Consider the following 26,135-nt stretch of genomic DNA (forward strand, 5'->3'; position numbering starts at 1 on the left):
ATGTAACGAATGTTAACTTTACATCGGTCTTCCAATTCCCGAAGGGAAGCGTATCCAGTGTCCATAAAGCCGGACAGGACTGTCTTTAGCATGTTGACTCGATTATATCCGGGCCGGCCCATCTTGTGTAAGGGCTCCGGCTTAAGATACTTTTCAATTCCAATCTCCTCCATGATTTTGTCAAATGCTAATACCGGATCACAGATATCCAGACAATCTGAAAGAAACAGTGGTAATCTTCCCTGTTTTAGGCTATAATATTTCTCGGTAATGTTATTCATGGTAGCTTAATTTTACCACAAAAAGAAGAACGCCTCCAGGTTTCATACCTGAAAGCGTTCTTTTTTTGGACTTTTTTCACAGCCCCGCCATTCTCTATTTATTTCCTATCTCAACCTGAAACAGTAAAAAACATAATATCAAACAATCCGTTTACACGTTCTCATTCACCTTCGCCAGCTTCGCCGCCTGATCAGCCGCAATCAGACTGTCCAGCAGCTCCGTGATATCTCCGTTCATAATTGAATCAATCTTATAAAGTGTAAGCTTAATTCGATGATCGGTCACACGTCCCTGGGGGAAATTGTACGTACGGATCTTCTCGGAACGGTCTCCCGTACCGATCTGGCTCCGGCGCTCTTCCGCCTCAGAATTCTGTCTTTTCTCCAGCTCCATGTCATACAGCTTGGAACGGAGCAGGCGGAACGCCTTTTCCTTGTTCTGAAGCTGGGATTTCTCGGTCTGGCTGTAGATAACAATACCTGTCGGAATATGGGTCAGACGAACCGCGGAGTCCGTCGTATTGACACACTGGCCTCCGTTACCGGAAGCACGCATGACATCGATCCTGCAGTCCTTATCCTCAATTACAACGTCCACATCCTCCGCCTCTGGCATAACCGCCACAGTCGCTGTGGAAGTGTGGATACGTCCGCCGCTCTCCGTCTCCGGAACACGCTGAACACGGTGAACACCACTCTCGTATTTCAACTTGGAATAGGCTCCTTTTCCTGTGACCATGGCCACGACTTCCTTGAAACCGCCGATTCCGTTTTCATTGACACTGATCAGCTCCACTTTCCAGTGCTGGCTCTCAGAATAGTTTACATACATACGGTATAGCTCAGCCGCAAACAGAGCGGCCTCATCTCCGCCCGCGCCGGCACGGATTTCCAGAATGATGTTCTTGTCATCATTGGGATCCTTGGGAAGAAGAAGAATCTTAAGTTCCTGCTCCAGCGCTTCGATCTGCTTCTTTGCATCAGATAATTCTTCCTTTGCCATCTCACGCATCTCTTCGTCATTTTCTTCGTCCAGAATGGTAAGGCTGTCTTCCACAGCCATCTTCGCCTTCTTATATTCCGTATAAGTCTCTACCAGCGGCGCTAAATCTGCCTGCTCCTTCATCAGCCTGCGGAAACGGTTCTGATCCTCCGTAACGGAAGGATTGCCTAATTCCAGCATCAGCTCTTCATAGTGAATCAATATATCGTCTAATTTATCAAACATGGGAAATTAACCTCCAAAATCTTACATTACAGGTAACTTTGCATTATTTCACTCCACATTATGAGCCCGTATATCGCTCATAATGACACGGCTGCGTTGCTGCCTTTTATCCGGTGCCGGATAGTCTTGCCTCATGTCAGCGGGGGACAGCCTCGCTTATTTTGTTGAAACTTTATAAAACCATAGTCCCCCTGACCACGCGGTCAAGCCCCGGCGCATCCTGATACACACAAACGCCCCGGAAACCGTCCTCCTGGAGAAGTCCGCTCACCGCCTGCCCCTGGTCGTATCCGATTTCAAAATAAACGGTTCCTCCCGGATTTAAGTATCTGCCGCATTCCGCAGCAAGCAGCCTGTAGAAATACAGTCCATCAGACCTTCCGTCAAGCGCCAGACGCGGTTCGTGATCCCTGACCTCCGGTTCCAGCTCTTCGATCACACTCGAAGGTATATAAGGCGGATTTGACACAATCACATCAAACCTCCGCTCCCTGCCGCCGGCAAAAGCTGAGAACAAATCGCTCTCTGCAAGCGTAATTTTCTGCACGCCAGCCTTCTTCTCAGTTCCATCCGCCAATCCGGCGGAAAGCTCCAGTCTCCAGGGCTTTTCTTCTGAACGCTCCGCTGTAACTCTGACGGGATTCCATCTCGCCTGCATCAATTCCCGGGCGTTCTTTTCCGCCACCTGAAGTGCTTCCAAAGAAATGTCAGCCAGCGTCACATCAGAAAAACCACCGAGAATGGACAGGCTTACACCGATACATCCGCTTCCGGTGCAAAGATCCAGAACGACAGGGTTCCTCCCCTTATAATCCTTTAAGACCTGCTCCACCAGAGTCTCCGTATCCTGGCGCGGAATCAGCACATGTTCATTGACTGAAAATTCCAGTCCCATAAATTCACGGCTGCCCGTAATATGCTGAATAGGAACCCGCTCCGACCGTTTTTCTATCATCGCGCGGTAATCCGCTACGGCTCTTTTAACCGAATCCTCATCCTTCACCTCATCGTTTCTGTGCATGAGGAAATGCACCATATCTGTATGGAACGCCTCGAAAAGCAAATACTTTGCATCAAGCTCCGCCTCTCCGATTCCGGACAGTGTCAGTCTCTCCGTTCCTTCGTTCCATAATGCCTGTAATGTCAGTTTCATCCCTGCTTCTCCGGAAAATTCTTATTTAAAAACTCCCGCCAGTCGAAGACCGCCTCCACGGACGCGATGCCGACCTCAATCATGCTGTCATCCGGCTCTGTCGTGGTTAGTCCCTGCATCCACATACCAGGACGGCTTAAAATGTCCATGATCTTCGAATTGCTTCTGCCGGCCAGACGCAGGAATTCATAGGATACCCCCGCGATAACCGGAATCAGAACGATTCTGCTGACTACACGCAGCCAGACCGTGTCTACCCGCACCACCATAAAAAACAGGATACTGATCACCATTACGATGAGCAGAAAACTGGTTCCGCAGCGCTTATGCTCCTTAGAGCTTTCTCTGACGTTCTCCACAGTCAGATCCAGACCGTGCTCCAGACAGTTAATACACTTATGTTCTGCTCCGTGGTACATAAATGTCCTGCGTATATCCTCCATATTGGAAATAATCTTGATATAAGCGATAAAAATTACAATTCTGATGATTCCCTCGATCACCGCCATCACGGTCTGCGATGCGATAAAACGATGGAATATGTTCGCCAGAAATAATGGCAGAACCATGAAAATAGCAATCGCCATGATCACAGAAAACACCATGACCACTGCCATCAAGGCCTTCTCCAGCTTCTCGCCGAATACGCGGTCTAAAAACTGTTCAAACTTTCCGGGTTCTCCCGCATCCTCATCGTCCTCAAAAAAACTGGCAGAAAACGTGAGGGACCTCATCCCCAGCACCATGGAATCGACAAAGCTGAATATTCCGCGCACAAACGGCAGGGAAAAAAACTTTACCTTCTCACCCATGCTGATATACGTATCCTTTTTAACTTCAATCTCTCCGTCCGGCTTACGGACTGCGGTGGCATACTCATCCCCGTTTTTCATCATAACGCCTTCAATCACGGCCTGTCCGCCGATGCCTGAATACTTCATATGTTCCACCTCTCTATAAATCCCAAAAAAGGTTGAGCTAAAGTGTTTCCACCAAACTCAACCTTTTCTTTGCTCTAATTTATTCAGCGGCCTTAACGCCATATTTACGATTGAATTTATCAATACGTCCACGTGCTGCAGCAGCTTTCTGCTGGCCGGTATAGAATGAATGGCACTTAGAACAAACTTCTACGTGGATATCTTCCTTTGTAGAACCGGTTACAAATTCATTACCGCAGTTGCAAACAACTTTGGCCTGGTAGTAATTTGGATGGATTCCTTCTTTCATGATTTTCACCTCACCTGATTTCTATTTTATTTCAATAAGCACGCTGAGTCTCTATAACTCAATTTCAATCCGCACTCTGGATTTAAAATCCGAAATGACATAGCAGCTATGCTGTTGCATCCGAATATTCGGATGGTATTGACTTTAATATAATCCATTTTCTCTAATAAACAGCTTATACAGTATAGCACAGAATATTTTCTAATGCAAGCATAATTTTTACAAAGACCGACAAAACATTAATATCGGAAAATCTTCTTCGACATCTCCACAAACTCCCGATTTGTACGGGTTCTGGTGAACAGATCCAGGATTTTCTCCACCGCCTCCTCAGGCTTTAAGGTGTTGGTCGCCTTGCGAATGAGATCCACGGCCTCGGACTCTTCCCTCGTAAGGAGCAGATCGTCTCTTCGTGTACCGGATTTCAGGATATCGATGGCCGGGAAGATCCGCTTCTCAGACAGCTTCCGGTCAAGCACCAGCTCCATGTTGCCGGTTCCCTTAAATTCCTCATAGATAACGTCGTCCATACGGCTTCCCGTGTCTACCAGGGCAGTCGCAAGAATCGTCAGGCTTCCGCCCTCTCTCATATTTCTGGCGGCACCGAAGAATCGTTTCGGCATGTGTAAGGCCGCCGGATCGAGACCGCCGGATAATGTACGGCCGCTGGGGGCTACCGTCAGGTTATACGCCCTTGCCAGACGCGTAATGCTGTCCAGCAAAATGATCACATCGCGTCCGTGCTCCACGAGACGCTTTGCCCTCTCGATTACCATCTCGGAAACTCTCTTATGGCGCTCTGGAAGCTCATCGAAGGTGGAATACAGAACTTCTACATTATTGCCGGTTATAGACTCCTTAATGTCCGTAACCTCCTCGGGACGTTCATCGATCAGCAGGATGATGACATGCATATCCGGATGATTGACGGTTACTGCCTTGGCCACCTGCTTTAACAGAGTCGTCTTACCTGCCTTCGGCGGGGATACGATCATACCTCTCTGTCCCTTACCGATCGGGGACAACAGATCGAGAACTCTCATTGCCATAATATTGCGTCCCGTTGTCTCCATGTGGAGTCTCTTATCCGGGAAAATAGGCGTCATATTTTCAAAGTTCGGTCTGTGCTCAGCCGCACTCGCCGGATAACCGTTGATGTATTTTACAAACAGAAGGGCTGCAAACTTCTCCGCAGCGGTCTTCACCCTGCGGCTGCCCTGTATGATATCCCCCGTCTTCATATTGAACCGGCGGATCTGGGACGGCGCCACATAGACGTCATTCTCACCCGGTAAGTAGTTCTCACAGCGGATGAAGCCGAATCCATCCGGCATCACTTCTAAGATACCGTACGCGTCGACGCCGCTGTCCAGTTCCTGAAGCTCCGGACTCGGCTGAAATTCCGGGCGCGCCTCCTCGGCCGTTTCCCTTACGGATTCCATCCGGTTCATCTCCTGACGCTGGTCCTGTCTGTCCTGGCGGTCGTTTCGTTCCATGGAATCTCCCTGGGACTGCCTGTAATTACTGGTTCTCTGTGGTCCTTCCTGCCTGTAGGAACGGACCACCGTTCTCTTTTTATCATTCGGATTCGTTCTGTTTACGGAGGACGCCTGTGTCTGAGCAGGAGCCTTCTCCTCCTTAGCCGGCTCTGCGGTTCTCCTCGCTGGTTCCTCGGCCTGCTTCACCGCTTCCCCGGCACTCACAGAAGGTTCTTCATTCCCGGTTGAAACTTCTGCCGGAGCACTTTTTCCTTCCTTTTCACCTGCCTTCTCACAGAGAATATCAATCAGCTCCGCCTTTCTCATGGAACCGTAGCCCTTGATCTCCTGTTCTTTGGCAAACTCCTTTAATTTAGCCAATGATAATGTCTCTAATTTTTCACGCATAACTTTCTCCTTATTTTAACTACTCCATATGACAGTTCTTTCATATTCATGGGAATTATCTACGATAGAATATCGTAAACAGATGTAAATAAAATCTGACGTCAGGTCGTACGATAATTTCATTATATACCCTGATTGTCAAAAAGGAAAGATTTTTTTATCTCCATATATTGCGCGGCCCTTTACCGTCACTGTACACGGCCTGTCCGCAGGGCCTCCGGCCGGGAGGGCGCAAAGCGGTCAGCGAATCAGTTCCTTCATCGTCCGCCCGTCCACCCGGCCCAGATCCAGTCCCAGAATTTCGGCCAGTGTAGGTCCTTCATCGACCAGTGACATTTTCTCCACCCGGGCCCCCGCTGTGAAATGCGGGCCTGCAGCCATAAAAAATGTCCGGTATCCATCCCGGTCGGGAAGATACCCGTGGGTTGCCGCCTGGATATGGAAATCCGTATGATGGTCGGAGGCCCCGGCCTTTCTCCTGTATTCTTCCCAGCCATTCTGGAAGTAATACCCCTCCGCAGCCTCCAGCACAAACGCACATTCCGGATCCGCCCCCAGTGCTGCGGCTTCGTCCCGGGTAAAGATGCGGGCAATTCCGCTGTTTTCCCGCTCCATCATGCGATTTAAGAGTTTTTCCGTCCGCCCGAGACAGTTTCTATCCTTCACATAGATATAACAGCATCCGTCACAGTCTCTGGCGATCGCCTTCCACTCACGGATTCTGCCGTTTTTCACCTCTGCCAGCCCAGCCTTTACAAAATAGTAATTCGGGTAAATCGCTTCCTTCACATCCAACTGGCAGTGGTCTCCCAGTATCACCACATCCGTCTCGTCCTCCAGCCCCATTTTACGGAGCAGTCCAAGAAGTTCCCCGAGCCTTTCGTCATGGCGCCTGATGGCCGCCATAGCCTCCGGGCTGTCCAGTCCGTACAAATGGCGGTTCGTGTCAACATCGGTCAAATGAACCAGCATCAGATCAGGCTGGTATTTCTCCAGGGTATGAAGCATGGACGCATGGACGAAATGATCCAGCTGCGGCTGCCTGATGCCTTCCCGCATAGCTCCGAACTTCATCTGAAGCTCCAGCTCATAAAGAGGCGTCCCATTCATCATGCACACGCCCAGCTGATTCTGCCACGGACGGTTTGGAAGCACCTCCGGCAGGTTGTAATGCACTCTGGCCTTCCCCATCACCGGCCACAGAAGGGAAGCCACCCGGCAGCCGTTCTTGACCGCTTCATCATACAGGGTCGTCCCCTGTACGTATTTCCGCTGCCAGAACCAGTCCGATGGTTCCCGCTCCGGCTGTACCTGTAAATTGTTGACGATTCCATGGTTTTTCGGATAACGTCCGGTCACAATACTCACATGAGCCGGATAGGTCAGGCTGGGATATACGCTCACCACTTCGCCGCATCCGGCCGCCCGCTTAAAGAACGGACCGAAATTAGGCAGCGTCTCCATATAAGCCAGGTCCCTTCCGCCCACGGCGTCGAGGGACAGAATCATCATACGGCGTTTTTTTCTGTCTTGTCTGCTCATTTCACCAATTCCGCCTTTCTCCCTACTCCTCTGCCTCGTTTCGGATAAACTCCATGTGTTCCTTTATTTTTCTTTCGTATCCGTTCTCCGACGGCTGGTAGAACACGCTCCCCTCCATGCCGTCGGGCAGATACTGCTGTTTCACATAGTGATTCGGGAAATCATGGGCATATAAGTATCCCTGGCCGTGTCCCAGCTTCGCCGCGCCCTTGTAATGGGCATCCTGTAAATGTACCGGAACCGGCATGGTCTTTCTCGACTTCACTGCCTCCAGTGCGTCAAAGACTGCATTGCAGGCCGCGTTGCTCTTGGGAGCAGTGGCCACATAGGTGACGGCCTGGGAAAGAATAATCTGAGCCTCCGGCAGGCCGATCCGTTCCGCCGCCTGGGCAGCCGCCACGGCTACGACCAGCGCCTGCGGGTCCGCATTTCCCACATCCTCCGCCGCGCAGATCATGATTCGCCTGGCTATGAATTTCATATCTTCTCCCGCGTACAGCATACGGGCCAGATAGTAGACGGCCGCGTCCGGATCGGATCCCCGCATGCTCTTAATGAATGCGGATATCGTGTCGTAATGGTTGTCCCCGTCCTTGTCGTAACGCACCACCCGCTTCTGAATACACTCCTGAGCCACGTCAATGTCGATATGGATCTTTCCGTCGGCCGGGTCCCGCTCTGTCGTCATGACACCCAGTTCTACGGCGTTCAATGCGGCTCTGGCGTCTCCATTCGCCACATCTGCCAGGAAGTTCATGGCCTCCTCGTCGATCACCGCATTGTAGACCCCCATGCCCTTATCCTTGTCGTAGACGGCCCTGCGGATCAGTTCTCTGATGTCCTCCCGCTCCAGCGGCTTCAGTTCGAACACCCTGGAACGGGAAAGAAGCGCTCCGTTCACTTCGAAGTACGGATTCTCTGTAGTCGCGCCGATCAGAGTCAGCGTCCCATCCTCCACAAACGGAAGTAAATAGTCCTGCTGTCCCTTATTGAAACGATGGATCTCGTCTACGAACAGGATCGTCTTTTTCCCAAACATCCCCAGGGAATCCTTGGCCTCCTTCACGATCTCCTCCATGTCCTTTTTACCGGCTACCGTGGCATTGATCTGTTTAAAATCAGCGCTGGTGGTATTGGCGATCACCTTTGCCAGCGTCGTCTTTCCAGTCCCCGGAGGCCCGTAAAAGATCACGGAGCCCAGCTTATCCGCCTTAATTGCCCGGTACAGCAGCTTGTCTTTTCCGATAATGTGCTGCTGTCCCACCACCTCGTCAAGAGTCACCGGTCGGAGCCGGGACGCCAGGGGAGATTCTTTATCCATGGTATTTTCTCTCATAAAATCAAATAAATCCATTTTCCTTCTCCTGCATTGTATACAATATCACTTCCCGGCAGACCCGCGTGAGCTGGATTCCGGAAAAACATCAGTCGTACCAAAAGTATAGCCCCGGTTTCCAAAAGTGTCAATGATTTCCGGGAACATGTATTTGGAAGAGGTATTTCAAAAGCCTGGCTGCGCCAGAGAATATAGAAAAAGCCTGCCGGAGCGCTCCGGCAGGCAGACTTGATCTGCATAAGATTCATTCTTACATTAATTCACTCCGATTGACATCGTCTCCGGCAGAGTGCTTCCGCCGTCGATCACGATCTGAGATCCGGTTAAGTAGCTGGACTCATCACTTCCCAAAAATGCAAACAGTTCGCCCACTTCAATCGGTTTAGCCAAACGCTTCATCGGAACACCTACTGCGATGTCTGCAATTGCTGCCTCCGGATTCTCCGGATTGGATTCCAGAGCCATCTTTTCAACCATCGGTGTGCGGGCATAGCCTAACTGGGAGCAGTTTACGCGGATATTGCGGGCTGCGTATTCTACGGCAAGGCACTTGGTCAGGCCGACGAGAGCTGCCTTTGTCATGGCATAGGCAGCCTCGCCCGCATCGGCAACAATGTCACCGGTTACGGAAGACGCGATCACGATGTTTCCGCCGCCCTGCTTTAACATATATGGAACCACGGCTTTGCAGGTGTTCCATACGCCCTTGATATTCACATCAATGTGGAAGTCACGAGTCTCGTCATCCATTTCCTCGAAAGGTGCTAAACGGCATACACCCGCGTTACAGCATGCAACATTGATCTCTCCGAAGGTGTCAGCGCCCTTCTTAGCCGCAGCGTCCATCTGCTCACGGTCGGCTACATTGGCAATAACCGTAATAATTTCCGCATTATATTCCCTGCGCAGCTTCTCAGCAGTCTCCTCTACAGAAGGGGATAAATCTACCATAATTAATTTTGCGCCGTATTTTGCGTAAGCAGTGGATATTCCCTCTCCAAGACCTGCAGCAGCGCCGGTAATCAATGCAACTTTTCCATCTAATTTAGCCATTTTTACATATCTCCTTTGTTATTTTTTATATTCCAGGCGGAATGACCGCATGGTTTGCTCTAATCATTTAAAACTTCCGGATACCGTCCGGCGTCTCAATTTCTACCGGATGCTTCTTCCAGTTTACCAGGTTCATCCACAGCCAGATGATGCCGCCGATTAAAAGATAGACAAAGAAGCAGATCCAGGAATCCACGCCCTGTCCCAACGTGCAGAAAAATGCAATCGTTATCGCTATCACCATGGCGAAGATCCGGAATGCGTCGCCGCCCTTCACCGTATTGGAACTCTTCCAATCCGGATGCTTGTGGTGAATGCAGACCGCCGAAATCATCGTCAGCGCATACGCGCAGGCACAGCCAAAACTCATCAGATTGAAGAATGCACTCATAAAATCAGAGGAGTTCTGTAAAACTATGAAAATTAAAGACAGTATCAGCAGGAAAATATTCGGCAGCAGAGGCTGCTTATTTTTGTTCACTTTTGCAAATATTTTAGGCAAAAAGTTTTTGTTCGCCATGGAGTACAGCATACGGACTGTGGACATCCAGAAGCCCAGCAGAGAAGCGCCCATGCCCAGGAGGCAGGAGATAAGTCCCACAACGATAGGCCAGAAAACCCAGCCAAGTTCATTCTGCATCGTAGCAATCGTCAGGAAACCATCCTGCGCAAATCCCGCGTATACGTCCTTTAAGCCGTCCAGCCCCGCAACACAGAAATAATAGAATACGTAGATACAGCCGCATGTCAGGATCGAACCGCAGATCGCTTTTTTAGAGCTTTTAATGGGGAAATCACCCTCTTCCACCATCTGGGGAACTGTCTCAAAACCAAAATACGGAGTAATCAAAAGCGCCATACCGATAATCCATCCCGGAATTCCATGGACAGAATCCAATGTGGAGGTGAAAATATTTCCAAAGTTCGCAAGATGCCAGTGACCGGAAAACAGCAGAATAAATCCAGTCAGTATGGTAACCGCAATATTACAGAACAGCATGCCTGCCTGGGCCTTAACGAGAAACTGCACATTCTGAATACTCATCAGGAAGTACAGAATTAAGAGAATCGCCGCACAGCCTACCATGGGCCAGGTGCCCAGATTCAAATGCATCGTCTTATTCACCCATGTCATGATTGCCATAACAACGGCCGGCGGAACGGATATCCAGGCCGCCATAATCAGCCATGAGGCCAAAAAGCCCACGTGTTTGTTAATCCCGACCGTGTTATAGATCAGCTCTCCGCCTGAAGTATGAAACAGAGAAGCAAGTTCGCTGTATACCAGTGCAATCGGAAGGATCGCAACCGTCATCAGGGCAAAAGCAAGAAATGTACCAGTGCCGCAATAACCGTAGAAAACAGAATCCCAGTAGTTTACAAAGGTAAAAATAGAGCCTGTCGCTACCGTGTAAACAAAAATTAATTTCAAACTTTTGTTCAGACCGCCATTTTTATTTTGATTATCTTCCATTCCTAAAACTCCTTTACATAATTAAACTTTTCAGCAGTCCCACCGCCGCAGATCATGAGGCGTTAAGCCCACAGAAATAAAAAGGTCCAAAAACCCCTTACAAAGTTTTTGGACCACAATGCCACTCTACTGATATACGCCGTTGCATATCATCTTATATTAAATTTTACCGCTAAAGTGATATCCCTTTAACTGAATTAGATCATAGCACTTTGTGATTAATTTGTCAAGAAAATACCAGCTAATGGAAAACAGAAAATCTGACGGCGGTCCCCTCCCCGCTTTCAATCGTCAGCTTGCCCTTAAGGCTCGATTTCACAAGGCTGTCCACAAGCTTTAATCCAAGGCCCTTGCCGGATAGGTCACCGCCCTTTTCATCAATTCCGCAGCCGTCATCTCTGACCGTAACCCAGGAGTATTCCTCTCCCTTTTCTATCGTCAGGAAAATGCTGCCTTCCTCACGGTCACAAAAGGCATATTTGATGCTGTTTGTCACCAGTTCATTTACAATCAGCGCAACGGTGGATGCCACGTGCTCCGGAAGCTCCAGATCATCTCCCGTGATATCCACATGAATCCGGCATCCGCGGACGCTCCAGCTCTCCAGCACACAATCGATAATCTGAGCCAGCATGGTCTTTAAATCGACCGCTTCCGCCCCGGTATGAGCGAGAAGATCATAGGTCATGCTCATGCTGCGGATATAGCCGGTAATGGTTTTGGCAAACGCCTTCACCTCTGCGTCTTTTTTCTGTGCCGCCTCCAGCCCGACGAGGCTGATGATCGTCTGAAGGTTATTTTTCACGCGGTGATGAACCTCATGGATTAAGGCTGCCCGGTAAGCGATCTCGTCCTCCATCTGCCGGATCTTCGTCTTATCCCGCAGGATAACGAGAATCCCCTGATACACTCCATCTTCCCGAATCACACTGATATTCTCCTCCAATACGTACCGGTCAGTCTGAACTTCCTGCTTCCAGGTACCGCCAGACATAATCTCTTCCTGACTGTAATTTCCCGTCAGATCCAGTTCTTCATATCTGCGGCCGATGAGGCTCTCCGGATGTCCGGCCTTCTGATACAGCTCCTCCGCCCGAGCGTTCGCAAAGGTGCAGATTCCCGCCTCATCGCAGATCAGGAACCCCTCCTGCAGATTGCTGATCAGCTGATTGATCTTACTGTCAAAGAAAGCCGCTTTTCCCTCTTTATTTACAATGCGTATAGGCTCCGTATCTGCCCCGGAATTCAGATATTCATAAGTCAAAGAGCCGATGACCTTCTGCTGGTCATTAAAAATAGGACTGACCGTATGGCGGACCACAATCTTTCTGTTGTCAATGATACCGATCAGCCCTCTGCCTGGAATCCCGTATTCCAGCGCCCGATATACCGCCGGTTCATCTTCCTTTTTTTCAATCTCCCCGATCACATCCCGCTTATAGAGATCACAGTCCGGATGGCGGTACTGGGCCGCAACCATGGATTCCCCGTTTCGTGTCAGTATATTGATATAGGTATCCCCGCTTTCCAGATTACCGATAGAGGGCAGCGCATGGGATACATCCAGAAGAATCTGGATATCCGCTTCTGTCAAATCGGTATAAGAATGAGCAATCTGGATCAGCTTCCTGTCCCGTTCTTCTTTTGTCAGACAATCAGGCATTTTCCCCTCCCGTCCCCGGTTTTTGCAGTCTGTTTTGCACCCTGTTTTTCAGTCTCTCTACTCTCCATACGCTTTTAGAAGCATTTTTGCTATCTCCGCCATGGGCTTTCCCTTGTCCATGGCCAGCCTGCGAATATAGGAAAATGCTTCCTTCTCTGTCATATTTCTGCGCTCCATAATAATTCCCTTGGCACGGTCCACATACTTTCTGTCATTGAGCGTTTCCTTCGTTCTGCTGAACTCCCGCTCCATTTCCTCAATCTGCCTATATTTATTCTGAGCAATCTTAATAGCCGGAATCAGAGTATCTTCATCCACCGGCTTCACAATATAGCCCATGATATCCATATTCACTGCTTTTTCGGCAATCTCCCTGTCCCGGTAAGCGGTCAGCACAATGATAAATCCGGCCAGCTTCTCCTCGTTGATCACCCTGGCCGCTTCCAAACCGGTCATAACAGGCATATTGATGTCCATGATTATAAAATCCGGTTTCGTCTCCCTGCACAGAGTAACGGCATCCATGCCATCCTCGGCCTCTCCTGCCACTTCGTAACCGTTATTCTCCAGGATTTCGCGAATATACATACGGATCAGAACTTCGTCATCTGCAATTACACCTCGTAACCCCATTAATCTCCCCCCAGCCATATACTCCCTGTTTGTATATGAAATATATATTTATTCAGCTTTTTATTATACCATGAAATCAGGGGGAAACGCAACTGATCAATCCACCAGAAGTTCCTCCACTGTGACGAATGTATACCCCTGCTTCTCCAGAGTATCGACAACCTCCAGCGCCGCCTGCACCGAAGTCGGGAATACGTCGTGCATAAGTATGATATCCCCGGGTTCTACATTCTTCACGATTTTCCTCACAACTTTGTTTGTATTCTGCAGCTTCCAGTCAAGAGGATCCACCGACCACAGCACCACCGTCATATCGGTTGCGCACTCCAGCTCCTCATTCCACGATCCGTACGGAGGCCGCAGATATTCCGGCCTCTGGCCTGTGATCTCTTCGATTTTCCGGTTGGTCTCCCCGATCTGCCCGCAGGCATTTTCCAGCGTCTCCTTGCTCATCTGTACATGGGTAAACCCATGGTTTCCGATCAGATGGCCGTCCTCTTTCATTTGACGGATTACCCCTTCTTTTCCGTCAATATTTTCTCCCAGAAGAAAAAACGTGGCATGTACGCCCCGCTCTCTGAGTCCATCCAGCAGCTGACTGGTATAGACGGAATGAGGGCCGTCGTCGAAGGTAAGCGCGATCTGTTTCTCTCCGGAAAACTGGCGCCGCACCTCACTCTGCGCCGAATCTCCGGCGTCAGCCGGAAGAAACAGAGTACTCTTTGTTTCCTGATAAAAGCCATACATGCTTCTTCCCAGCGCGATATCCAGTGCAAGGACAGCAAACAGGCATAAAATTTTCCATCTCAGTTTCATTTCGATCTCTGGCTTTCTCACTATTATTAAACAATCTATGCACAGACGAAAGAAAATAAAACCGGATTGTTTTCGTGATTTTTCTATCTTTTTCCCCTTAAATACGATATAATAGGGATATAAACCTGTTATTGTCGCATAATTTCATACGCATATGAAATTCTTTTGAAAGGAGAGGATGTTATGGGGCATAAAATTATTACCATTGGCCGTCAGTTTGGCAGCGGCGGACACGAAATCGGCGACAGGCTGTCCAAATCTCTTGGCATTCCGCTGTATGACCGGAATTTAGTGGAGATGGCAGCCGATAAAATGGGGCTTTCAGAAATCAGTGTCGAAGAAGTGGATGAATCCGTTTTAAACACATTTTTGTCAGCCTACCGCTATCCGGACCATGTCAATTCTTTCACCGGCTATGGCCTTCCTTTAAATGACAGCACCTATTTAACGCAGTCATCTATCATCGAAAGCCTGGCAAAGCGCGGGCCCTGTATCATTGTCGGCCGGTGCGCGGACTACGTTCTCCGTCAGAATTCCGGCTGTCTGAATATCTTCATCAGCGCATCCATGGAGGACCGAGTCAAACGGATTATGGACCGCTACAACCTGACGGAAAAGGAGGCGGCCACCGCAATCAAGCGGACGGACCGGAGAAGAAAGAATTACTACGAGACGTATACCGATCAGAACTGGGGCAGCACCGATTCCCACCAGCTGCTGATCAACGTCAGCAAGCTCGGTATGGAACGTACACTGGGACTGATTGAATACCTTTATAAACAGCCATAATAACCTTATAATAAAATTCAGGAGCGATATGCATTCTCGTAGGAGAAACGGCATATCGCTCCTGAATTTTGTTCTTCCTGCCGTTCCGGCATCCATACTGCCTCTATATCATACCAACAAAATGGTAAAACAGCCATATCACGCCCCCGCCAATCAAGGCGATTCCGCCAACCGCCGCAATGAGAAACAACGCAACCGCCGTCTGAAAAATCAACAGGCAGAGCAGCGGATGCTTCTTTTCCAGTTTATCCGCCATTTTCTTCACAAGGTTCCCATTTATTAAAAGGACTTCCATCATCGCAATCCCCTCCTCTTCTGCTTTCATTATAATGCAGGGCGATTTAAAGATTCTACGGTTGAGATTGCGGCTTTCATAAACATTCTATAAACGATTGACTTGTTCCGCTTTCCTGGGATATGATTAGAGTAATAACTTTTTACAGTGGAGGTCTTGACTGTTGCAGACGAAATATCTGATTTTGATTCTGGGGCTTTTAATTGTTATTCTGGCTCATGGTGACCGCGGCAGAAAGGCCGGCGGATCCGGCCGCTATATAAAGAGTATTCTGGGGATTGAAAACGGGAGCGGGAGACGTATCAAGGGATACGATTACATTCGTGTTCTGGCCGTTATAGCCGTCATCGGGACCCATGTCGTTCAGTCCGATACACAGCTTTCTGCAGGCAGTCCGGGTTGGATCGGCCTGCGCATCGCGGAGACCGCATTTCTGACCTGCAACGTGCTGTTTGTCATGCTCAGCGGAGCGCTGCTGCTGAACCGCGGGGAAGAACCTGTCGCGTCCTTTTATAGGAAACGGGTCTTTCGGGTCGTCATTCCCATGGCGGTCTACTATATGTTCTACCTCTATATGGGACTCTATCATTCCGGGCTGTTTAATCCGGCAAACTGGCTTGATGCGGGAAGGCGTTTCCTTTCCGGCCCCTCGGACTGGAACCCGCATTTCTGGCTGATGTATGTTATTATTTCCTTCTATCTCACCGCGCCGTTTTTCAGAGTCATGGTGCAGAACATGTCCGACCGCCTTCTGACGTCATTTATCTTCCTGACCTTTGTCATGAACGGCGCGCTTTCCTGGCTTCCCCTGGCCGGAATCCAGTTCAGTTTCGTAACCGTCCTATGCGGCTGGGAATCCGTGTTTGTATTCGGATATTTCTGGACAAGACCAGTCTCTAAACGCTTTTTTAAGCCTTTTATGGCTCTCGGAGCAGCGTCCTTTGTCTTCACCGCAGCCGTCTCCTGCATCGCTCCTGACGGGGCTTTAATGCTGTTTAACAAGGCTCCTACGATGCTCTTCATGGCAGGCGGCATCTTCGCATGGTTTTCCGAAAGGGAAGACCGGTTGAAAATGCCGGGTATAGCCGCCAGAGTAATCGGAAAGTATGGATTTTCCATTCTACTGATTCACTGGTACATTCTGCATTACGTCACCGAGGAACGGCTCGGCCTCTTCGCCTCCTCCTTTGGGGTTATCGGCGGCACCGTGCTCGCCATGGCTGTGACGCTGATCCTTTCCCTTTTGGCTGCTTTGGTGTTTGACAATACCATTGTCATTGCCGTGGAATACGTCTGCGAAACTGCGCTCAAATGGTTAGAAAAGCTATGGAAAAGGCTGACCCGTCAGTCAGCCTCATAGTTTATTCTTTTTACGACTCCACAAACCGGTATCCCACCCCGACTTCCGTCAGGATAAACCGCGGCTTCGTGGAATCTTCCTCTATTTTTCGCCGTATATTCGCCATGAATACTCGGAGGGACTGGTAATCATCCGTCGTGTCATAGCCCCATACCTCCTGCTGTATGAAATGGTGAGTCAGCACTTTCCCGGAATTGTTTACCAGAAGCGTCAGCATCTTATATTCGATCGGGGTCAAATGCACCTCGCCGCCTCTGACAAAGACTTTTCTCTTCTCGAAATCCATCTTGAAGGTATCCAGCTGGAAGACCGGCTCCTGCTTGGGGGCGCTGCTGCGGTGGCGCAGTGCGACCCGGATTCTGGCAAGAAGTTCACCGGCGTTAAACGGCTTGGTGATATAATCGTCGGCTCCGGCGTCCAGCGCGCCTACCTTCTCCTGCTCCATGCCCCTGGCGGAGACTACGATGACCGGCACATCGGATTCCTGACGAATCTGGTCCAGCACCTCCATCCCGTCCAGGTCCGGAAGCCCTAGATCCAGCAGGATCAAGTCCGGATTATTGGCATAAAAGCAGGAAATACCAGTCAGGCCGTCGTCGGCCAGATCACACCGGTATCCCTTCGTCTTCAGTGTTATTCTTATAAAGTTCTGAATTGTCTTGTCGTCTTCTATTACCAGGATATCTGCATCATTCATTCTGTCTTACCTCCATCGGCATGTCAATCTGGAACGTGGCTCCCCCCCTGTCGTTGTTAAACGCTGTGATACGGCCTCCGTGGGCTTCCACGATGGCCTTGCAGATAGTGAGTCCCAAACCGACTCCCCGCTGCTTATCTCCGTTCTCATACGCAGTTGTAAAAAAATTATCAAAAATCTGGTCCAGCCGTTCCTCCGGCACCCCGATCCCATTGTCGGATACCTTAAAAACAAGGAAACTTCCGTTCACTTTGGCGGATACGGTAATGGTGGTATCCTTTCCGGAGTGACGGATCGCATTGTCGATTAAATTCACCAGGACCTGGGTGAAGAGTCTGGCATCTACCGGCAGCAGCACGATGTCGTGGGGGGTGGACGTCTTTAAATGGTGATCCCCCAGCCGCTTGGATACCAGCGTGACCGCGCCCGATATCAGGTCATCGACCACCTCTTTTTTCTTCTGTATCTCCAGGCGCCCTTCCTGAATTCTCGTCATATTAAGCAGATTCTCCACCATGGAGTTCAGCCATTCCGCGTCGGTGCAGATGTCGTTTAGCATGCTCTTTGCCGTCTCCTCATCGAGCCCGTTGTAATTGTCATACAGGAAATTGGAGATCCCGGCGATTCCGGTCAGCGGAGTCCTTAAATCATGGGAAATACTGCGCAGCAGAGTACTCTTCAGCCTTTCCTTCTCAATCTGAATCTTGGTATCCTCCTTCTCCTCATTCAGTCTCTCCCGCTCCATCACCAGCGTGATCTGGGAAATGACGGTGTCCACATAAATCCGCTCTTCCGCCTCCAGCTCACTCTCGCTGCAGTCGAAGATCACGACGCCGTACGTTTTATTGCTGCTGCGGATCGGCACGTATAGACAGGGATTTTCACCGAACTGGGACTCCCCGTGGCCGCAGACCATGGAATTGCGGTAGCACCACTCCGCTATGGTATCGGCAAACTCTTCGTTATCCCGGTTTCTTATCAGAATATCCACGTGCCTGGCCGTCAGCTTCTTCAAACTTTCACTGCTGTATCTGGCTACGGCCGGAAGACCGGACAGATTTAAGAATCCGCTTCCGATGGCATTCAGCTTGGTGGTAATCTCCGTTCTGGTGTTAGCGATGTCCATCTGCTTCTGCAGTTTAACCGTCAGCGACGCCACGATAAACGCAACGATAATAAAGATCAGCAGCGAGATCACGTAGTTGGGATCATCCACCTGAAAGGTGAATTTCGGGGCGGTGAACAGGAAGTTAAAGGTAAACACAAATACCACCGCCGAACCGATTCCCCAGCACATGCTGCTGGTCTCCACACTGCAGATCACGACGCCTACCACATAGAGCAGAAGCAGGTTCTCAATCCGGACCCCCATATGGTTGAGCACGATGGCAAACATGGTGGACAGCACCCATATGACGGCTACTTTTGAAGCATTTTTTAATATTTTCAAGACATATCCCGCATCTGAGGCTTCCTTTCTCATGATTCAATCCTTTTCCCGTTTCTTTTTCCGCTTGTAACTGCCTGAAAGCGTTTTTCACGCAAGAACTTCTTTCCGTCTGATACCATTCTGACTACAGCGATAAGAACCACGTAGATCTCCAACCGCCCCATGAACATACCGATAATGGCGGTCCAGTGGATCACCGGACTGGCTCCATACGCCGTAATTCCCACGGACAGCCCTACCGTTCCCAGCGATGACGCAAACTCAAACATGGAATCCTGCAGGGAGTAACCGTAACAGCAGAATATAAATGTCCCCGCGCCAAACAGCAGGAGGTAGAAAAATACAAACGCGTTGATCTGTTTTCTCTCCCGGTCCGAGACCGTATCCTTCCGCCCGCCCCGGTTAATCTGCTCTGTAAATACCACCCGGTCCGGATAAGTATCCCGCACCAGCTTCCACCAGATTTCCTTCAGCATAACATAAACACGGTAAATCTTCAAGCCGCCCGCCGTGGAGCCGGCTCCGCCTCCTATAAGCATCAGAAGGATCATAAGAAACATCATGGCCGGCGTCCAGGAGGCGAAGGAGTCCACCGTCTGAAATCCGGTCGTCGTCAGTGCGGAAACCGCCTGAAATAAAGCCGTCTGAATGCTTTCCGACACATTGCCGTACGCGCTGTTCGTCAAGAGAATCGTCAGAAGAGGCACAAAGAAAGCCAGCAAAAACAGCATGAACCTTGTCTCGCAGTGTGAAAAGAACGCCCTCCATTTTCCCTTCAGCAGAAGCAGATGAACGAAAAAATTCGTGCCTCCCAGCAGCATAAGCACGATTGTGACCATCTCGATCGCGGGGCTGTGATAATATCCGATGCTCTCCGGCCTCGTGGAAAAACCGCCGGTAGAAAGCGCTGCCACGGCGTGATTTACCGCGTCGAAGAGGCTCATTCCAAACAGCACATACAGTAGTGTTCCAGCCAGAATATAACCGCTGTAAATCCCTATGACCAGCCTGGCGGATTCGATTAAATTGGGGAGCAGACGGTCTGAATGGCCTTCCGCGTGATACAGACGCATCCCATAGACATCGGACAGAACCGACGTCATGACCAACACCAGCCCGATCCCTCCGAAGAACAGCAGAACCGTCCGGTGAATCAGAAAAATATGCGGCGCCGTACCCGTATTGACCACAGTCAGACCCGTGGTGCTGAGTCCGCTGGTGGTCTCAAACACAGCCTGCGTCACCGTGTAATTTCCCGTAAGAACGAAAGGCATGGCCGTCACAAAGATAACGATGATCCAGGTTCCCAGCACCACGATCATCTCCTGATTCTTTTCCAGCCTTCCGGCTTTTCTGCCCCGCAGGACAAGGCTCATTAAGTATCCGGCCAGAATGGCGGAGACTCCGGGCGCCACAAAGTACTGCGCCTGCCCAATTTCCTCCGGATAAAAGAATAGGGTAAACAAAGGCAGCATCGTGATGATCCCCGCCAGAATCATCACGATTCCCATATAACCGGCAATGAGGCGGCCGCCTTTCAGCGTGCGCCGGTCGTCCTGGTATTTTGCACCCAATGTTTCCCATATCATCTTGTCACTTTTCATTTTCTTCACTGCCTATGATCGCTTTTACCGCCTCTTTCTGGCTCTCAGGCGTCGTCATGACGACCAGACGGTCCCCCGCCATGATCTTGCTCTGCCCGTTAGGCACCGTCACCTCGGCGTCCCTGATGATGCAGCTGATAATGGTGTTAAAAGGCAGCCGCATATCGGCGATCTTCTGTCCCACCGCCGGACAGTCGGACATCACTCTGATCTCATTCACCAGAACCCTCTGATTCTCCAGCGGCATAACCTTGACCAGGTCTTCCACCACAGAAGCCTGCTCAATATAATGGGCCAGCATGTAGGTAGCACTGATAGCCCGGTCCACGCCCAGCAGCTCAAAGATTTCCACATTTTTCGGATTTCTTACAGTACAGACGGTCTTTTTCACGGCAAACAGGCGCTTTGCCATCTGGCATATCTCCAGGTTATCCGCGTCCTTCTCCCGCAGCGCAATCACAATATCACATCCGCGGATTCCCGCGTCTTCCATCACATACTCCTTGCAGGGATCGCCGTAGATCACAGATATATCATCGTGAACCGCTGCGAGATGCTCACAGTAATTCATATCCTCGTTGACTGTAATCAGTTTATGTTTTCCCATTAATAAAAGTCCGATCAGAAAATCAGCCTCGTCCCTGCCTCCTGCCACTACGATTTTCATGAGACCACCGCCTCCTGATACTCGCCTTCTGTCAGACGGTCAAACTCATTGACCGACAGGACAAACGGGCAGATTGGCTTCACATTAAAACCACTCAGCAGCTTTTCTTTATTCTTATCATTGAGCCGTGAAAATACCTCCGGCACCTTAAATATCCGGCATGCAATCTGGGACGCCAGAATATTTATATTATCATCATCCGTAGCCGCGATAAATACCTCCGCGCTCTCAATTCCAGCCTGTTTTAATAAATCCACGTCGGTTCCGTCGCCTACAATCTGATAACCTCCAAAATCATCCGGTAATTTCCGGAATGCATCTTCATTTAGATCAATAACCACAATTCTCGTATTACGCCCCGAAAGTTTTCCTGCCAATCCCGCGCCAAATCTACTCGCCCCTGCGATAATGATTGTTTTCGTTTTATGAAAAAACATTCTGGCACCTCCTTTTTCTATCTAGAGTACTCTCGGAAACTCCTTGTGCTCAGATTTGTGAGACGATTTTTCGTCAGATGTGCACAAATTTACGAGGCGTACACGGCGTGTACGTTGAATAAATTTGTGTGCATATGGCGGAAAATCAGCCACAAAGATGAGTGCAAAGGAGTTTCCGAGAGTGCTCATCTAAAACATAAAACAGCGTATTCTTACAGTTTTATTGTAGCGGAAGGAATCATAAAAATGATAGTGGGAATCAATGCAGGCATATAAAGATTCTATAAAGATGGGATCCGGGAATAAAGAGTCAAAAAAAGACCACTGTCCCGCAAGGGACAGCAGCCTTTTCATTCTGGTTTTATTCAGCAAAAACAGTGATTATGCTAAGCAAACGTTAACTGCCTGCAGACCACGGTTTCCTTCGGTTGTATCATAAGTTACCTTCTGGCCCTCTTCAAGAGTCTTGTAGCCATCAGCCATGATTCCGGAAAAGTGTACGAATACTTCTTCGCCAGTCTCGTCGTTTGTGATAAAACCATAACCCTTTGCTCCATTAAACCATTTTACTGTACCGTTGTTCATAACGCGTACCTCCTATAAAAATAAAAAAATTATTTGATTTATCTCATGAAACAAAAATCACATATTTTTGTAAAGCATCATCCGAAAATAATGACTTACAAAAATATGTGAAATCATAACCTCATTCGATAATACGGGTGTAGTTTACACCTTTTTTCATAAATTGTCAAGACTATTACAGCATTTTTCCTAAAAAAACCCCCGAGTCTGCAAAACAGATTCGGGGGAAAGAAGAGTCTAAATTACTTTAATGTAACTTTTGCACCCTCAGCCTCTAAGGAAGCCTTGATCTGCTCAGCTTCTTCCTTGGAAGCGCCAGCCTTAACTACCTTCGGAGCGCTGTCAACTACGTCTTTAGCTTCTTTTAAGCCTAAGCCTGTAGCTTCACGAACAACCTTGATAACTTTAACCTTGTTAGGACCAACTTCAGTTAATTCAACGTCGAACTCTGTCTTCTCTTCTTCAGCTGCTGCGCCAGCACCTGCTGCTGCTACAACAACACCTGCTGCTGCGGATACACCGAATTCTTCTTCACAAGCTTTTACTAAATCATTTAATTCTAATACGGATAATTCTTTGATAGCTTCAATAAACTCAGCTGTTGTTAACTTTGCCATGATAATATACCTCCATTTAATATATGTTTGATTTTTTGTAAGGAAGTTCAGCTTCCTGTAGTCGCTGAACGGCTGATTTTCTAAATTCAGCCTGCGCGTCGCTTGTCTTCGTTAAGAAAATTATGCCTCTGCGCTTTCGCCGCCCTGTGCTTCTGCGATCTGCTTGAGCACGCGAGCAAAGTTGGTGATCGGAGACTGGATGCTTCCAAGTAACTTTCCAAGAAGAACTTCTCTGGAAGGAATGCTGGAAATCTGAGCCATGCCCTTTTCATCGTAATATACGCCTTCAACAACGCCGCCCTTAATCTCTAATGCCGGAGCTGTCTTGGCAAACTCAGCAAGGATTCTTGCCGGAGCTGTCGCGTCTGTCTTGGATACAGCTAATGCTGTAGGTCCTTCCAGATTCGGCTCCAGAGCCTCGAATGCTGTGCCTTTTCCTGCAAAACGGATCATGGTATTCTTGTATACTTTGTATACAACGCCTGCTTCTCTTAACTTCTTACGCAGTTCAGTATCCTGAGCTACAGTTAAGCCACGGTAGTCAACGACTACTGCAGTCTCGGCGCCGTCAAATAATTCCTTGATCTCGTCTACAACTGGCTGTTTTAATTCAACTTTTGCCATTATGGTTTACCTCCTGTTTAGTCTAAACCTGGCCGATTATCCGGCCGGTCCGCCCGTATAAACCGCAAAAAGAATATCTCTGTCCTGACGGAGCGCTTTTATCTCACCGGACTTTCGTCCCCGGAAAACAAAAACCTCTCTGCCATAAGGACAGAGAGGTCTACAGATCATTCGTTAAAACGATACTTGTACGTTCCTCGGCAGGCGTTTACACCTTATGCCTTGCGGCACCTGCTGTCTTCGGCAGTCAATACTTTGCGTATTGTAACATGATTTATGATTAATGTCAACCACAAAACAAAATTAGTTCATTAATTTTGCTACGTTCAGCTTTACGCCAGGCCCCATGGTAGAAGTCAGAGTAACGCTCTTTAAGTAAGCACCCTTAACAGCACTTGGTTTTGCTTTCATGATTGCATCGATAAGCGTCTGGAAGTTGTCCGCTAATTTATCTTCTTCGAAAGAAGCTTTTCCAACTGGCACGTGGATAATGTTTGTTTTATCAAGTCTATACTCAACTTTACCGGCTTTGATATCGTTGATAGCCTTCGTTACGTCCATGGTAACTGTACCAGCTTTTGGGTTTGGCATTAAGCCCTTCGGTCCGAGTACACGTCCCAGACGTCCAACAACACCCATCATATCTGGTGTAGCAACAACTACATCAAAGTCTAACCAGCCTTCGTTCTGGATCTTCGGAATTAATTCCTCTGCTCCAACGAAATCAGCGCCTGCAGCTAAAGCCTCGTCAGCCTTAGGTCCCTTAGCGAATACTAAGATTCTTACAGTCTTACCTGTACCATGAGGCAGTACAACTGCACCACGGATCTGCTGATCTGCGTGACGTCCGTCACAACCGGTTCTGATATGAGCTTCAATTGTTTCATCAAATTTAGCACTTGCAGCTTTCTTAACTAATGAGATTGCTTCCGGTGCATCGTAGAGAACAGAACGATCGATCGTCTTCGCTGCCTCTGCGTATCTTTTTCCTCTTTTCATTATAAATAACCTCCTAGTGGTATTGTCGGGGATGTCCCTCCCACGTTTTTAATTCCTGCTGATTCACGGGTATGTTCACTGGGCTAAGCGCGAAAGAACCTGGCTATGCCCGATAAAGCGGGGCACGCTGTGCTTCGTGAACGGCCTCGCACTAAACTCGAAAAGACCTCGTTAAGTGCTTCCGGCCTATTCAGCTACCTGAATTCCCATGCTTCTTGCCGTACCAGCAATCATGCTCATGGCTGCTTCCAGAGATGCTGCGTTTAAGTCAGGCATCTTTGTCTCGGCAATCTTCTGTAAATCTTCTTTGGAGATAGTTGCTACTTTTGTCTTGTTCGGAGCTGCAGATCCGGATTTAAGCTTGCATGCTTTCTTTAATAATACAGCTGCAGGCGGAGTCTTTGTGATGAAGCTGAAGCTTCTGTCAGCATAAACAGTGATAACAACCGGGATGATTAAGTCGCCCTGGTCAGCTGTTCTTGCGTTGAACTCCTTTGTAAACTGTACAATGTTAACACCATGCTGTCCGAGTGCCGGTCCGACAGGAGGAGCTGGTGTAGCCTTTCCCGCTGGAATCTGCAGTTTGATATATCCTGTTACTTTCTTTGCCATAATTAGGCACCTCCTAATAAATGTGGTATTGTCGGGGATTTCCCTCCCACGAGCCCTTAAAAACCAAAAGGCCGCTTTTACTTGTTACATCTTTTTAATTTCGTTGAAATTCAGTTCAACCGGGGTCTCTCGGCCAAACATCTCAACATTGATCGTGATGGATTTCTTACCTTCGTTGATGGACTTGATAGCACCAACAGTATCCTTCCATGCACCGGAAATTACCACAACGGTATCTCCAACCTCAAAATCAACAATGACTTCCTCATTTCTGAATCCTAAGTTCGCCATCTCATCTTCTGTCAGAGGAACCGGTTTCGATCCAGGACCAACAAAGCCTGTCACACCGCGGGTATTACGCACCACATACCATGTATCATCATTCATGATCATATGGATCAGTACGTAGCCGGGGAACATCTTCTTATCGGCCTTTTTCTCCACACCATTCTTCAGTTCGATAACGGATTCCAGCGGAACCGAGACTTCCAGGATCTGATCCTGTAAGTTTCTGTTTTCAATGGTTTTCTCAATGTCGACTTTTACTTTGTTCTCATAGCCTGAGTAGGTATGGACTACATACCAATGTGCTTCTGACATACACTCACCTTAACCCTTAATCATTATAAGATAAAACTGAGACCGAACTTGATGATTAAATCAAGAATGGCAATAATCAGTCCTAAAGCAATCGATACAGCCAGTACTGCAATTGTCTGCTTCGTTACGGTTTCTTGGTCAGGCCAGACGATTTTCTTGAACTCAGTCTTCAAACCCTGGAAGAAATTCTTCTTCTGAGCTCCCTCGTTGTTCACTGTATCTCCCATAATTTCACGTCCTTTACGTCAAACCGATTACTTAGTTTCCTTGTGCAAAGTATGTGTCTTACAGAATCTACAATACTTTTTGGTTTCCATTCTGTCAGGATGAGTCTTCTTATCCTTGGTCATGTTATAGTTACGCTGCTTGCATTCTGTACATGCCAGTGTGATCTTTGTGCGCACGACTTCCACCTCCACTTAAATTTTCGTTGTTTTTATTCGGCCATTCTTCTATTATCAGGTTCTCACGCCCTGCGCTGCCGCAAAACGTAATTTTGAGCAT

General features: G+C 48.7%; 29 protein-coding genes and 1 other annotated feature. Of the genes, 2 read left to right on the plus strand and 27 right to left on the minus strand.

What is annotated here, in order from left to right; genetic code table 11:
- The 13 genes from DFR60_RS31445 to DFR60_RS10560 form a co-directional block, all read right to left on the minus strand.
- Nucleotides 1–281: transposase (locus DFR60_RS31445; RefSeq protein ID WP_146218592.1), on the minus strand; the 281-nt coding region annotated here is incomplete at its 3' end.
- A 151-nt stretch (nt 282–432) separates the two neighbouring features.
- The gene (gene prfA / locus DFR60_RS10500; RefSeq protein ID WP_110322870.1) at nt 433–1,509 is read right to left on the minus strand and encodes a peptide chain release factor 1; all 1,077 of its coding nucleotides are present in this window, start codon (nt 1,507–1,509) and stop codon (nt 433–435) included.
- Nucleotides 1,510–1,681: 172 nt separating this feature from the next.
- Nucleotides 1,682–2,662 carry a N5-glutamine methyltransferase family protein gene (locus DFR60_RS10505; protein ID WP_110322871.1) on the minus strand — a complete coding sequence of 327 codons (981 nt, stop codon included), beginning with the start codon at nt 2,660–2,662 and terminating at the stop codon, nt 1,682–1,684.
- Complete coding sequence (locus tag DFR60_RS10510; protein WP_110322872.1) at nt 2,659–3,603, minus strand: DUF1385 domain-containing protein; 945 nt, start codon at nt 3,601–3,603, stop codon at nt 2,659–2,661. The genes DFR60_RS10505 and DFR60_RS10510 overlap by 4 nt, the downstream gene beginning before the upstream one ends.
- A gap of 79 nt (nt 3,604–3,682) precedes the next feature.
- Entirely contained in the window at nt 3,683–3,892 is a 210-nt protein-coding gene (gene rpmE / locus DFR60_RS10515; RefSeq protein ID WP_002601704.1) for a 50S ribosomal protein L31, read from the minus strand.
- Nucleotides 3,893–4,131: 239 nt separating this feature from the next.
- A complete protein-coding gene (rho, locus tag DFR60_RS10520; protein WP_110322873.1) occupies nt 4,132–5,778 on the minus strand; it encodes a transcription termination factor Rho in 1,647 nt (548 codons plus the stop codon).
- Between the two features lie 240 nt (nt 5,779–6,018).
- Nucleotides 6,019–7,320, minus strand: coding sequence for an alkaline phosphatase family protein (locus DFR60_RS10525; RefSeq protein WP_110322874.1), 1,302 nt, complete (start codon nt 7,318–7,320; stop codon nt 6,019–6,021).
- Nucleotides 7,321–7,342: 22 nt separating this feature from the next.
- Nucleotides 7,343–8,674: a replication-associated recombination protein A gene (locus DFR60_RS10530; RefSeq protein ID WP_110322875.1), complete on the minus strand. Its 1,332-nt coding sequence runs from the start codon at nt 8,672–8,674 to the stop codon at nt 7,343–7,345.
- 237 nt (nt 8,675–8,911) lie between these two features.
- On the minus strand, nt 8,912–9,709 hold the full coding sequence (gene ucpA, locus DFR60_RS10540) for an SDR family oxidoreductase UcpA (RefSeq protein WP_110322877.1): 798 nt from the start codon (nt 9,707–9,709) through the stop codon (nt 8,912–8,914).
- Nucleotides 9,710–9,776: 67 nt separating this feature from the next.
- Nucleotides 9,777–11,183 carry an APC family permease gene (locus DFR60_RS10545; RefSeq protein WP_110322878.1) on the minus strand — a complete coding sequence of 469 codons (1,407 nt, stop codon included), beginning with the start codon at nt 11,181–11,183 and terminating at the stop codon, nt 9,777–9,779.
- 241 nt (nt 11,184–11,424) lie between these two features.
- Complete coding sequence (locus tag DFR60_RS10550) at nt 11,425–12,846, minus strand: sensor histidine kinase (protein WP_110322879.1); 1,422 nt, start codon at nt 12,844–12,846, stop codon at nt 11,425–11,427.
- A 57-nt stretch (nt 12,847–12,903) separates the two neighbouring features.
- The gene (locus DFR60_RS10555; protein WP_110322880.1) at nt 12,904–13,479 is read right to left on the minus strand and encodes an ANTAR domain-containing response regulator; all 576 of its coding nucleotides are present in this window, start codon (nt 13,477–13,479) and stop codon (nt 12,904–12,906) included.
- A 96-nt stretch (nt 13,480–13,575) separates the two neighbouring features.
- Nucleotides 13,576–14,295 carry a polysaccharide deacetylase family protein gene (locus DFR60_RS10560; RefSeq protein ID WP_110322881.1) on the minus strand — a complete coding sequence of 240 codons (720 nt, stop codon included), beginning with the start codon at nt 14,293–14,295 and terminating at the stop codon, nt 13,576–13,578.
- Nucleotides 14,296–14,478: 183 nt separating this feature from the next.
- On the opposite strand from DFR60_RS10560, the gene DFR60_RS10565 reads away from it, so the two are divergent.
- On the plus strand, nt 14,479–15,084 hold the full coding sequence (locus DFR60_RS10565; RefSeq protein WP_002601715.1) for a cytidylate kinase-like family protein: 606 nt from the start codon (nt 14,479–14,481) through the stop codon (nt 15,082–15,084).
- A gap of 103 nt (nt 15,085–15,187) precedes the next feature.
- Here DFR60_RS10565 and DFR60_RS10570 read toward each other — a convergent pair whose 3' ends face one another.
- Nucleotides 15,188–15,382: a hypothetical protein gene (locus DFR60_RS10570; RefSeq protein ID WP_110322882.1), complete on the minus strand. Its 195-nt coding sequence runs from the start codon at nt 15,380–15,382 to the stop codon at nt 15,188–15,190.
- Nucleotides 15,383–15,542: 160 nt separating this feature from the next.
- Here DFR60_RS10570 and DFR60_RS10575 point away from each other — a divergent pair, with 160 nt between their 5' ends.
- Nucleotides 15,543–16,739, plus strand: coding sequence for an acyltransferase (locus DFR60_RS10575; protein WP_110322883.1), 1,197 nt, complete (start codon nt 15,543–15,545; stop codon nt 16,737–16,739).
- Nucleotides 16,740–16,749: 10 nt separating this feature from the next.
- On the opposite strand, the gene DFR60_RS10580 is transcribed toward DFR60_RS10575, so the two are convergent.
- The 13 genes from DFR60_RS10580 to rpmG form a co-directional block, all read right to left on the minus strand.
- Nucleotides 16,750–17,436, minus strand: coding sequence for a response regulator (locus DFR60_RS10580; RefSeq protein ID WP_110322884.1), 687 nt, complete (start codon nt 17,434–17,436; stop codon nt 16,750–16,752).
- A complete protein-coding gene (locus DFR60_RS10585; RefSeq protein ID WP_110322885.1) occupies nt 17,429–18,919 on the minus strand; it encodes a sensor histidine kinase in 1,491 nt (496 codons plus the stop codon). Before DFR60_RS10585 ends, DFR60_RS10580 begins: the two co-directional genes overlap by 8 nt.
- Complete coding sequence (locus DFR60_RS10590) at nt 18,916–20,490, minus strand: TrkH family potassium uptake protein (RefSeq protein WP_110322886.1); 1,575 nt, start codon at nt 20,488–20,490, stop codon at nt 18,916–18,918. The genes DFR60_RS10585 and DFR60_RS10590 overlap by 4 nt, the downstream gene beginning before the upstream one ends.
- Entirely contained in the window at nt 20,480–21,157 is a 678-nt protein-coding gene (locus tag DFR60_RS10595) for a potassium channel family protein (protein WP_110322887.1), read from the minus strand. Before DFR60_RS10595 ends, DFR60_RS10590 begins: the two co-directional genes overlap by 11 nt.
- On the minus strand, nt 21,154–21,594 hold the full coding sequence (locus tag DFR60_RS10600; protein WP_002601722.1) for a potassium channel family protein: 441 nt from the start codon (nt 21,592–21,594) through the stop codon (nt 21,154–21,156). Before DFR60_RS10600 ends, DFR60_RS10595 begins: the two co-directional genes overlap by 4 nt.
- A gap of 381 nt (nt 21,595–21,975) precedes the next feature.
- A complete protein-coding gene (locus DFR60_RS10610; protein ID WP_002601723.1) occupies nt 21,976–22,179 on the minus strand; it encodes a cold-shock protein in 204 nt (67 codons plus the stop codon).
- A 242-nt stretch (nt 22,180–22,421) separates the two neighbouring features.
- Nucleotides 22,422–22,796, minus strand: a complete 375-nt coding sequence (gene rplL, locus DFR60_RS10615; protein ID WP_002601724.1) for a 50S ribosomal protein L7/L12 — start codon at nt 22,794–22,796, stop codon at nt 22,422–22,424.
- Between the two features lie 120 nt (nt 22,797–22,916).
- Nucleotides 22,917–23,420 carry a 50S ribosomal protein L10 gene (gene rplJ, locus DFR60_RS10620; RefSeq protein WP_006773123.1) on the minus strand — a complete coding sequence of 168 codons (504 nt, stop codon included), beginning with the start codon at nt 23,418–23,420 and terminating at the stop codon, nt 22,917–22,919.
- A gap of 119 nt (nt 23,421–23,539) precedes the next feature.
- Nucleotides 23,540–23,682, minus strand: a sequence feature (ribosomal protein L10 leader region).
- Between the two features lie 41 nt (nt 23,683–23,723).
- The gene (rplA, locus tag DFR60_RS10625) at nt 23,724–24,419 is read right to left on the minus strand and encodes a 50S ribosomal protein L1 (RefSeq protein ID WP_002601726.1); all 696 of its coding nucleotides are present in this window, start codon (nt 24,417–24,419) and stop codon (nt 23,724–23,726) included.
- A gap of 186 nt (nt 24,420–24,605) precedes the next feature.
- Complete coding sequence (gene rplK / locus DFR60_RS10630; protein ID WP_002601727.1) at nt 24,606–25,031, minus strand: 50S ribosomal protein L11; 426 nt, start codon at nt 25,029–25,031, stop codon at nt 24,606–24,608.
- 84 nt (nt 25,032–25,115) lie between these two features.
- A complete protein-coding gene (gene nusG / locus DFR60_RS10635) occupies nt 25,116–25,631 on the minus strand; it encodes a transcription termination/antitermination protein NusG (RefSeq protein ID WP_110322889.1) in 516 nt (171 codons plus the stop codon).
- A gap of 23 nt (nt 25,632–25,654) precedes the next feature.
- Nucleotides 25,655–25,858 (minus strand): preprotein translocase subunit SecE, encoded by a 204-nt coding sequence (secE, locus tag DFR60_RS10640; protein WP_002601729.1) that lies wholly within the window; start codon nt 25,856–25,858, stop codon nt 25,655–25,657.
- Between the two features lie 27 nt (nt 25,859–25,885).
- Nucleotides 25,886–26,035, minus strand: a complete 150-nt coding sequence (gene rpmG, locus DFR60_RS10645) for a 50S ribosomal protein L33 (protein ID WP_080552267.1) — start codon at nt 26,033–26,035, stop codon at nt 25,886–25,888.
- Nucleotides 26,036–26,135: the final 100 nt, after the last annotated feature.

The sequence above is a fragment of the Hungatella effluvii genome, assembly GCF_003201875.1.
GTDB lineage: Bacteria > Bacillota > Clostridia > Lachnospirales > Lachnospiraceae > Hungatella > Hungatella effluvii.